Annotated in this window: 8 protein-coding genes and 1 pseudogene; 7 read left to right on the top strand and 2 right to left on the bottom strand. The window is 39.0% G+C overall.

All coding sequences use genetic code 11. The features are described from left to right. Both Q0X66_RS12245 and Q0X66_RS12240 read right to left on the bottom strand, forming a co-directional pair. Positions 1 to 1,001 (bottom strand): SusD/RagB family nutrient-binding outer membrane lipoprotein (locus tag Q0X66_RS12245; RefSeq protein ID WP_297706775.1); only part of this gene is annotated, 1,001 nt, incomplete at its 3' end. 13 nt (positions 1,002 to 1,014) lie between these two features. Continuing rightward, on the bottom strand, positions 1,015 to 4,158 hold the full coding sequence (locus Q0X66_RS12240; RefSeq protein ID WP_297706773.1) for a SusC/RagA family TonB-linked outer membrane protein: 3,144 nt from the start codon (positions 4,156 to 4,158) through the stop codon (positions 1,015 to 1,017). Between the two features lie 529 nt (positions 4,159 to 4,687). Here Q0X66_RS12240 and rpsL point away from each other — a divergent pair. The 7 genes and pseudogenes from rpsL (at position 4,688) to rplW (ending at position 9,631) form a co-directional block, all read left to right on the top strand. Then, a complete protein-coding gene (gene rpsL, locus Q0X66_RS12235; protein WP_013305196.1) occupies positions 4,688 to 5,062 on the top strand; it encodes a 30S ribosomal protein S12 in 375 nt (124 codons plus the stop codon). 22 nt (positions 5,063 to 5,084) lie between these two features. Further along, the gene (gene rpsG, locus Q0X66_RS12230) at positions 5,085 to 5,561 is read left to right on the top strand and encodes a 30S ribosomal protein S7 (RefSeq protein ID WP_297706763.1); all 477 of its coding nucleotides are present in this window, start codon (positions 5,085 to 5,087) and stop codon (positions 5,559 to 5,561) included. An 8-nt stretch (positions 5,562 to 5,569) separates the two neighbouring features. Next, the gene (fusA, locus tag Q0X66_RS12225; RefSeq protein WP_297706761.1) at positions 5,570 to 7,696 is read left to right on the top strand and encodes an elongation factor G; all 2,127 of its coding nucleotides are present in this window, start codon (positions 5,570 to 5,572) and stop codon (positions 7,694 to 7,696) included. Between the two features lie 11 nt (positions 7,697 to 7,707). Beyond that, positions 7,708 to 8,013: a 30S ribosomal protein S10 gene (gene rpsJ, locus Q0X66_RS12220; RefSeq protein ID WP_010181931.1), complete on the top strand. Its 306-nt coding sequence runs from the start codon at positions 7,708 to 7,710 to the stop codon at positions 8,011 to 8,013. A 163-nt stretch (positions 8,014 to 8,176) separates the two neighbouring features. Beyond that, positions 8,177 to 8,704, top strand: a pseudogene (gene rplC, locus Q0X66_RS12215) (50S ribosomal protein L3); the annotation flags it as partial. Next, a complete protein-coding gene (gene rplD / locus Q0X66_RS12210; RefSeq protein WP_297706747.1) occupies positions 8,704 to 9,333 on the top strand; it encodes a 50S ribosomal protein L4 in 630 nt (209 codons plus the stop codon). The pseudogene rplC and the gene rplD, both read left to right, overlap by 1 nt. Positions 9,334 to 9,340: 7 nt before the next feature. After that, positions 9,341 to 9,631 (top strand): 50S ribosomal protein L23, encoded by a 291-nt coding sequence (gene rplW, locus Q0X66_RS12205; protein ID WP_019668206.1) that lies wholly within the window; start codon positions 9,341 to 9,343, stop codon positions 9,629 to 9,631. Positions 9,632 to 9,700: the final 69 nt, after the last annotated feature.

Raw genomic sequence — 9,700 nt, 5'->3', positions numbered from 1 at the left:
GGGGCCAAATATTTTAACCCAATTTCAGAAACACTGGTGTAGTTATATTCCGGGCTAGGCAAATCTCTAAACCCGGAGGGTTTTCCAATGTTTATTCCCGCATCAATACTTGGTTGAGCATATACCGGAAGACGATCGTCGTTAAGACTATTTGTGCCATCCATGTATTCTACAAGTGTCTGATTTAACCTGTATTCTGCCCTACCTCCAAAAACAACGGTTTCGTATAGTGGATTAGCGTTAGGGTTATCTGAAAGATATATAAATTTCGCCTCTTCGCTACTTGAGCTAAATAAATTACCACTGTTTACCAATTGCTGTAATTGAGAGGATACATTAACTACCCCGGATTCTCGCATTAAAGCTCTGAATTTTAATGAGGCTGCAAACTTAATCCATAAAGATTTATTACCTCCATACATTAAATCCTGAGTTGTACTTATGTCATCTGAACTATTGCTTAATAATGAAATTGCCTCATCGAGGAATGCAATACATCCACTATAAACCTGCTCCTGTTCAGTATAAACAGGGGTAAAAACACCTTCTTGTGCCCCTAAGGCCTCAGTAAAAGGTATATCACCATATAGGTCCGTTAACATTAAAAAACCATAAGCTTTCATTATCAGGCCAACACCTTGTACAGCAGTGTTTTCTTGCTCAATAGCCAACTTAACCATTTGATCGCCATCAGCGGTCGTTACCTCGTAAAATGAGGCCCATCTTCCCTCTATGGTTCCTTCTCTGGGAATATACCTCATTTCATCATTATATTGGACCTTGCTCATATGTTGTGCCCACCCGGACCCCTGATCAATTGAGCCAAATACATTATAAAGGTTATTCGCCGTCGTAAAAAGTAGATTTCCCAAAAGGAGATCCGCCGGTACAGCAACGGGATCGTTAGGATTTTGATTGATTTCCTCAAAATCCTTATCGCAACCTACAAAGAATGTTAGTAGGCTGATTAGAACTACGGTAATGATACTTTTATTTTTCATAATCTTTTTTTTTTTAAAATGATGCATTAATACTAAAAGCAATGCTGCGCGCTGAAGGTATTTGTCCAGACTCAAGTCCCTGATTTGCATTTGAACTACTGAAAGCACTTTCAGGATCAATATGAGGCGCATTTTTATACAATATTGCTAAATTCCTACCTATTAAAGAAAAAGTCATAGATTGAATTGGAAGGTTTCTGAACATGTCTCTTGGAATGCTATATGCCAGTGTCATTTGTCTTAATTTCACATAAGAGGCATCAAAAACTGAACTCTCCCCAACCTGATTTCCGAAGGCCGTTTGATAATATGTTTTTGCAGGTACAACCACATCGTTAGCAACAAAGTTACCAGCACCATCATCTTTCACACCTTGACCTACAACACCGGTTTCACGTCCAACAAGTGTTTCTTCCAATATACCTCCGTACATACCCCAGGTGTTGGTTATGGAATAGATGTCGCCACCTATTTTTGCATCAACCAAAGTTGAAAAAGTCAAATCTTTCCATCTTAAACTTAAGTTTGCACCTCCGGTCCAATCAGGTTGAATATTTCCTAATATCTGGTTTGAAGCATCAAGCTGGGGAAGACCGTTACTGAAAACTATTTCGCCAGAAGGGCTTCTTTCAAAAGCAGGGCCAAAAAGAATGCCATATGGCTCACCAACTCTTGCTTCAGTATTTACACCCCATTGATTACCTAAAATCAGGGTTTCCAAATTATTTCCCAATGAGACTACTTCATTTGTGTTTTTACCAAAATTCAGATCTAAATCCAGTGTCCAGTCGTTTGTTTTGACTATGGTACCACCTAACTGGATTTCATATCCACTGTTTCTCATCTCACCCACATTTTGAATGGTGGACCCAATTCCACTGGTAGAACTAACCTGAACGTCAACGATCAGGTCCTTACTTGTTTGATCATAATAGGTACCATCAAAGCGAAGTCTGTTTCCAAAAAATCTCGCATCTACACCTACTTCCCAACCGGATGTTGTTTCCGGTCCAATAGTTGGATTATTAAGAGCGCTTGGGAAAAAAGCCCGTGTAGTACTTCCAAAAGGAACGGTACTAAACTGGAAAACAGGTTGAAGTTCGTAAGGTGCCAATGCACCAACACTACCAACTTCAGACCATCCACCTCTAACTTTTAACAGAGAAACTGTTTCCTTGTTAATATTAAAGGCATCACTAAGTACAGCACTTAATGTCACCGATGGGTAGAAAAAAGAGTTGTTTTCCACAGGCAGAATACTTGCCCAATCATTTCTGGCTGTAAAGTCTAAAAATAGATAGTCCTTGAATGCCAATTGACCAAAGCCATATATACTGTTAATCCTTTGTTCACTTCTAAAATTTGAAATTCGTGGAGTTACTCCGGATTTTACATTAGAAATATTATAAACCTCTGGAAGTTCCAACTGATCTGCGGCCATAAATACCTGATCAAAAGTTCTCAGCAATGAGTTGCCGGCAACGTTAAGAGAAAAATCAAAGTTTGCACCTATTGGTGTTGCATAGGTCAAAATTGCCTCTGTGTTAATTTCATAACGCGATTGCGTATCAACTGTAAACATTCCTTCCGGAAAATTGTTGGTGCCTTTAGCCCGTTCGAGGGTAGTAACTGCGGTCCAGTAGTCTATCCCTGTTCGCGCAACCATCGACAATTTATCAGAAAATTTAAAATTGATGTTGGCGCCACCAATAACCCTATCCTTCTTAAATGCATTTGTATTGGTTTCCAATCCCCAAAATGGGTTATTTTGAAATACCGTATTCCAGTTAAGGGGTGTTCCTTCTGCCTGGGTTCCAACCGGTGATAGCGGTAAATCTCTCCAGGGTCTAAGAGCAGCAAAATCTACGTTCCTACCAGAGAAACCATTAATCTGTTGTGTAGGGTTAGAATTATCATAACCCTGGTTTACAATATTATCACTACCTGATTTAATATACCTGACATTTAATCCTGCAGTTATAAAATCATTAAGGTCCTGTGTGAAGTTACCACCAACTGTATATCTGTTAAAGCCGGTAAAAGGTACCATACCTTTTTGATCAAATCCTGCCAGGGATAATCTAAACGAAGAATTTTCTCCGCCACCACTTAATGAAACACTATTTTGTGTGGTTATCCCCGTGTCATAAAAATCTCTAATATTGTTTGGTTTGGATACCCATGGTAACGGTGCTCCATCAACCGTATAAGAATTCCACTGGACAAAAGAAAGCCCCACGTCTAAAGGAGGTCCCCAACTTTCATCGACACCACCATTTGATTGTGTTCCATCTACCCATTCAAAGAAATTTGAAACGTTTCCCTGACCATAAGAATTTTGGAAACTCGGAAGGAGAAGTGGATTTTCAAAACTTACAGTACTGTTTATATTAATACCTATAGCTTTGCTCTTTGCCCCTTTTTTTGTGGTTATTAAGATTACACCATTCGCTGCTCTTAAACCGTATAGAGCCGCTGCGTTTGGTCCTTTAAGTACTGATACTGATTCGATATCATTTGGGTTGATATCTGCAGCTCCGTTCGGTAAATCGATACCACCGAAAGCGTCAGCATCACCCTGGTTACTGTTGTCAATTGGGATTCCATCCACAACGAACAAGGGTTCGTTGTTTCCGGTGATAGATGAAGCACCCCTCAATACAATTCGTGAAGATGCACCTGCCGCGCCGCTACTATTGGTGATTTGTACACCTGCAACTTTACCACTCAGGGCATTTACCAAATTGGGCTCTTGCGTTTGTGCAATTTCATCACCCTTTACATCTTGAACAGCATAACCAATTGATTTTTCTGATCTTTTAATACCTAAAGCAGTTACAACTACTTCTTCCAATGCTTCGGCATCCAGCTCCATTACAATGTTAATGCTGTTACCAACACCAATAACGGCTCTTTCAGGTTTTTGGCCAATGTAGGTAAAGAGCAATACTTGTCCCTGACTAGCACTAATAGAGTAATTACCGTCAAAATCGGTTTGGGTACCCTTTGTTGTACCATCCACGATGATATTAACGCCAGGCAAAGGCAGACCGTCTTGATCGGTCACATTACCTGAAATCGTTTTGTCTTGCGCAAATGATAAATGCACAACAAACGCCAAAAGAAGCGTCAAGATTCCATTTAAATTTGTTCTCATTTTTTAATTATTTGAATTAGCTAACTGCGAAAATCCTAATTTCATGTTAATAATCCAAACTTATTTTAATAAAACTTTAAGAAGTTAGTGAAGAAAAAAACAATTCGGCAGACTATTGTTAAAAAAAACAACAAAAAAAATGTTAAAAAAATGATTAATTAAACTCTTAGTTCCCAATAAAGTAAGAATCATTCGATTTCTTTAGCAAAGCATTATAAACTTCACAATTTTGTCTGGTATTGAAATTAAATTCAATCAATATAAATTTTCTGGCCTCAGATGAAATTAAATTTAAATTGTTTTATAAAAATTAAGGTATAACATAATAGAATAATTGGGTATTATATTAAGGTATAACCTAATAGAATAATTGGCCCTTAAAAAGGATCCATTAGATCATAATAAGCCCCCGATAAAAACTCCTAAAAAAAAATAAAAGAAAATTATGGGATAGCATTTGAATTATAATGAATAATTACTACATTTGCCAGCCCTTAAATGAGGGTAGTATTTATACATATATATTAGTATGCCAACAATTTCACAATTAGTACGAAAAGGAAGGGCCACAATTACCAAGAAGAGTAAATCGGCTGCTTTGGATTCGTGTCCCCAGCGAAGAGGGGTTTGTACGCGGGTTTATACCACTACACCTAAGAAACCAAATTCTGCAATGCGAAAGGTTGCAAGGGTTAGGTTAACCAATGGTAAAGAGGTAAACGCATACATTCCCGGCGAGGGTCACAATCTCCAGGAGCACTCGATAGTATTGGTTAGAGGCGGAAGGGTGAAGGATTTGCCAGGAGTTAGATATCATATTGTCCGCGGGGCTTTAGATACAGCAGGAGTTGCTGGAAGGACCCAAAGAAGATCTAAATATGGAGCAAAACGCCCTAAAAAGTAATCTAAACTTGTAAGAAGAAGAGATGAGAAAAAGACAGGCGAAAAAAAGGCCACTATTACCAGATCCAAGGTTTAATGACCAGCTGGTAACACGTTTTGTGAATATGTTAATGTGGGATGGAAAGAAATCAGTTGCCTTTAAAGTATTCTATGATGCAATGGATATTGTAGAAGAAAAGAAAACAGATGAAGAGAAATCTGCATTGGAATTGTGGAAAGAAGCGCTTTCTAATGTGATGCCTCACGTAGAGGTTAGAAGCAGAAGAGTAGGTGGTGCAACTTTTCAGATCCCCATGCAAATAAGACCGGATAGAAAAATTTCTACTGCCATGAAATGGCTAATAAGCTTTTCGCGCAAGCGTAACGAAAAGTCCATGGCTCAAAAATTGGCCGGAGAAGTATTGGCAGCTTCTAAAGAAGAAGGTGCCGCGGTCAAAAGAAGAGTGGATACTCATAAAATGGCAGAAGCTAACAAAGCATTTTCACACTTTAGGTTTTAAAAAGTAAAATGGCTAGAGATTTAAAATATACAAGAAATATTGGTATTGCTGCGCATATTGATGCGGGTAAGACCACCACTACTGAACGTATTTTGTATTATACGGGCGTTAGTCATAAAATGGGTGAAGTACATGATGGAGCTGCGACTATGGACTGGATGGCGCAGGAGCAGGAACGCGGTATAACCATTACCTCGGCTGCTACAACATGTACCTGGGATTTCCCAACCAAGAACGGACAAGTTCTTCCTGAAACTAAACCCTACCATTTTAATATTATCGATACCCCCGGACACGTAGATTTTACTGTTGAAGTGAATCGTTCACTTAGGGTATTGGATGGTTTGGTTTTTCTGTTTAGTGCAGTTGATGGTGTTGAGCCTCAGTCTGAAACTAACTGGAGGTTGGCAGACAATTACAAAGTTCCGCGAATAGGCTTTGTGAACAAAATGGATAGACAAGGTTCTAACTTTTTAATGGTTAGTAAGCAGGTTAAGGATATGTTGAAATCCAATGCAGTTCCAATTGTTTTGCCTATAGGGGAAGAAGCAGATTTTAAAGGTATTGTTGACCTTGTTAAGAACCGTGCTATTGTATGGCATGATGAAGATATGGGCGCTACCTTTGATATCATTGATATTCCTGAAGAAATGAAGGAGGAAGTTCACGAATACCGTGCTGCTTTGATTGAGGCAGTAGCGGAATACGATGAAGGCTTGATGGAGAAATTCTTTGAAGATGAAGATTCTATTACTGAAGATGAAGTACATGCGGCTTTAAGAGCAGCAGTTATGGATATGAGTATTATTCCAATGATTTGTGGCTCTTCCTTTAAAAACAAAGGGGTGCAATTTTTATTGGATGCTGTTTGTCGTTACCTGCCTTCTCCCATGGATAAAGAAGGTATTATAGGAATAGACCCAAAAACAGATAAAGAAGTATTAAGAAAACCGGACATAAATGAGCCGTTTGCGGCTTTAGCTTTTAAAATTGCCACAGATCCGTTTGTAGGACGTTTAGCTTTCTTCAGAGCGTATTCGGGTAAGTTAAATGCAGGATCTTACGTGCTCAATAATCGCTCGGGGAATAAGGAAAGGATTTCACGAATATATCAGATGCATTCCAATAAGCAGAATGCGGTAGATTCTATTGCGGCTGGTGATATTGGTGCGGCTGTAGGTTTTAAAGATATTAAAACAGGGGATACACTTTCAGATGAAAAGCATCCTATTATTCTGGAAAGCATGAATTTCCCTGATCCCGTTATCGGGATTGCTGTGGAGCCCAAAACCAAGGCTGATGTTGATAAATTAGGGATGTCATTGGCTAAATTGGCTGAAGAAGATCCGACTTTTGTGGTTAAAACAGACGAAGCTTCAGGCCAGACGATTATTTCCGGTATGGGCGAGTTGCACCTTGATATTATTGTAGACCGCTTAAGAAGGGAGTTTAAAGTTGATGTCAATCAGGGAAAACCTCAGGTTGAATACAAAGAAGCGATTACCCGAAGCGCTGATCACAGGGAAATTTATAAAAAACAAACCGGTGGTCGTGGTAAATTTGCAGATATCGTATTTACAATGGAACCAAGAGAGGATGGCATATCCGGCCTGGAATTTGTAAATGTAATCAAGGGTGGTAATATACCCAGAGAATATATTCCTTCAGTGGAAAAAGGATTTAGAGAGGCTATGAAGAATGGTCCTTTAGCCGGATTTGAAATGGATAGTATGAAAATCACTCTTAAGGATGGTTCTTTTCATCCTGTAGATTCTGATTCTCTTTCTTTTGAACTTGCAGCTAAAATTGGATATAAAGGAGCTGCAAAGGCAGCAAAAGCTGTACTTATGGAGCCCATCATGAAATTAGAGGCACTTACGCCCGAAGAGAATATGGGTGATATTGTTGGAGACCTTAATCGCAGAAGAGGACATGTTACCAATATGGACGACAGAGCGGGTGCTAAAGTCATCAAGGCAGAGGTGCCTCTTTCGGAAATGTTTGGTTATGTAACTTCGCTTAGGACATTGTCCTCTGGCAGGGCAACTTCAACCATGGAATTTTCACATTATGCAGAAACCCCTTCTGGTTTAGCTGAAGAGGTTATAAAAGCAGCAACAGGTGTAACCGCCTAAATTTTAGTATTATGAGTCAGAAAATTAGAATAAAACTAAAATCGTACGATCATAACCTGGTAGACAAATCTGCCGAGAAGATTGTGAAAACGGTAAAATCGACTGGTGCTGTGGTAACAGGTCCAATTCCTTTGCCAACACATAAAAAGATATTTACGGTTTTGCGCTCACCCCATGTGAACAAGAAATCGAGAGAGCAGTTTCAGTTGAGTTCTTATAAAAGACTGCTGGATATTTATAGTTCTTCATCAAAAACAATTGATGCACTTATGAAGCTGGAGCTTCCAAGTGGTGTTGAGGTGGAGATTAAAGTGTGATAGACTAGTCCGTTTCGGTTTGAAGCGGATAACATGTCCGGAGCGTTTCGCAAAGGAAAAACGGTAACAAAAATATATTCGGGATCGAATTGTTTTTGATCCTGTTTTTTTTGCAGAAAAAAGTAGTTTAAGATTAATTAATAAATAATAGTAATAATATGTACCATGCGTAGTTACCCAAGTCAGAACCGAAGAGGTAGACGGGTACAATGCCCTTCAGCTTGGTTTCGATGACAAGGCAGAAAAGCGTGCTAATAAGGCTGAAATGGGCCATTTTAAAAAAGCAGGTTCTTCCACCAAAAAGAAAGTCGTTGAATTCCGGGATTTTGAAGGAGAATTTAAATTAGGTCAAACCGTTGGTGTCGACGTATTTGTTGAAGGCGAATTTGTTGATGTCTCGGCTACATCTAAAGGGAAAGGATTCCAGGGAGTTGTTAAGAGACACGGTTTTGCCGGGGTTGGACAAGCAACTCACGGTCAGCATAACAGACTGAGAGCTCCTGGTTCAATAGGTGCTGCTTCATATCCTGCGAGAGTTTTTAAGGGAATGAAGATGGCAGGAAGAATGGGCGGTGGTAGAGTTACCGTTCAAAACCTAAGAGTTTTAAAAGTTGTTCCGGAAAAAAATCTTTTGGTTTTAAAAGGTTGTGTACCCGGTCATAAAAATGCTTACTTAACTATAGAGAAGTAATGAAGGTAGCAGTTTTAGATGTAAAAGGAAAAGATACTGGGCGAAAGGCAGACCTATCGGACGCAGTTTACAAAATGGAACCCAATAAGCATGCGATTTATTTGGATGTTAAGCAGTACATGGCTCATCAAAGACAGGGTACTCACAGCACCAAAGAACGCGCGGATATAGTTGGAAGTACCAGAAAGATTAAGAAACAAAAAGGAACAGGTACTGCACGAGCGGGAAGTATTAAATCCCCTATATTTCGTGGTGGAGGAAGGGTTTTTGGGCCCAGACCAAAAGATTATAGCCAAAAACTTAATAAGAATGTAAAGAGGTTGGCCAGAAAATCTGCGCTAAGTCTAAAGGGTCGGGATAAGGCTATTATGGTCGTAGAAGACTTCAATTTTGAATCCCCAAAGACTAAAGATTTCATGCAGGTTTTGAAATCCTTAGGATTGGAAAACAAAAAGTCTTTGTTTGTGTTGGGTGATTCAAATAATAACGTATATTTGTCGTCGCGTAATTTGAAAGGTTACGAAGTGGTAACTAATTCAGAATTAAGCACTTACAAAATTCTTAATGCAAATCAAATCGTTCTTCTGGAAAGTTCATTAGAAGGAATTGAAACGAACTTAAATAAATAGGTTGGACATGAGTGTGTTGATAAAGCCAATTATAACGGAAAAAATGACAGCGGATAGCGAATTGTATAATCGCTATGGTTTTGTTGTGAATCCTAAGGCCAATAAACTACAGATCAAGGATGCCGTTGAAGCGGCTTATGGCGTTTCAGTGAAAAAAGTTCGAACAATGAATTATGGACCTTCACGCAAAACCCGTTTTACAAAAACAGGGGTTCAGCATGGGAAATCTAATGCATTTAAGAAAGCCATAGTTGATGTTGAAGAAGGGGAAGTAATCGATTTTTACAGTAATCTATAAAGACAACAAATGTCAGTTAGAAAATTAAAACCGATCACTCCAGGACAGCGTTTTAAAGTAGTAAACGGG

The sequence above is a fragment of the uncultured Eudoraea sp. genome, from assembly GCF_947260015.1.
GTDB lineage: Bacteria > Bacteroidota > Bacteroidia > Flavobacteriales > Flavobacteriaceae > Eudoraea.
The sequence above is the reverse complement of the archived record's forward strand: the minus strand, read 5'-3'. Positions and strand labels throughout refer to the sequence as shown.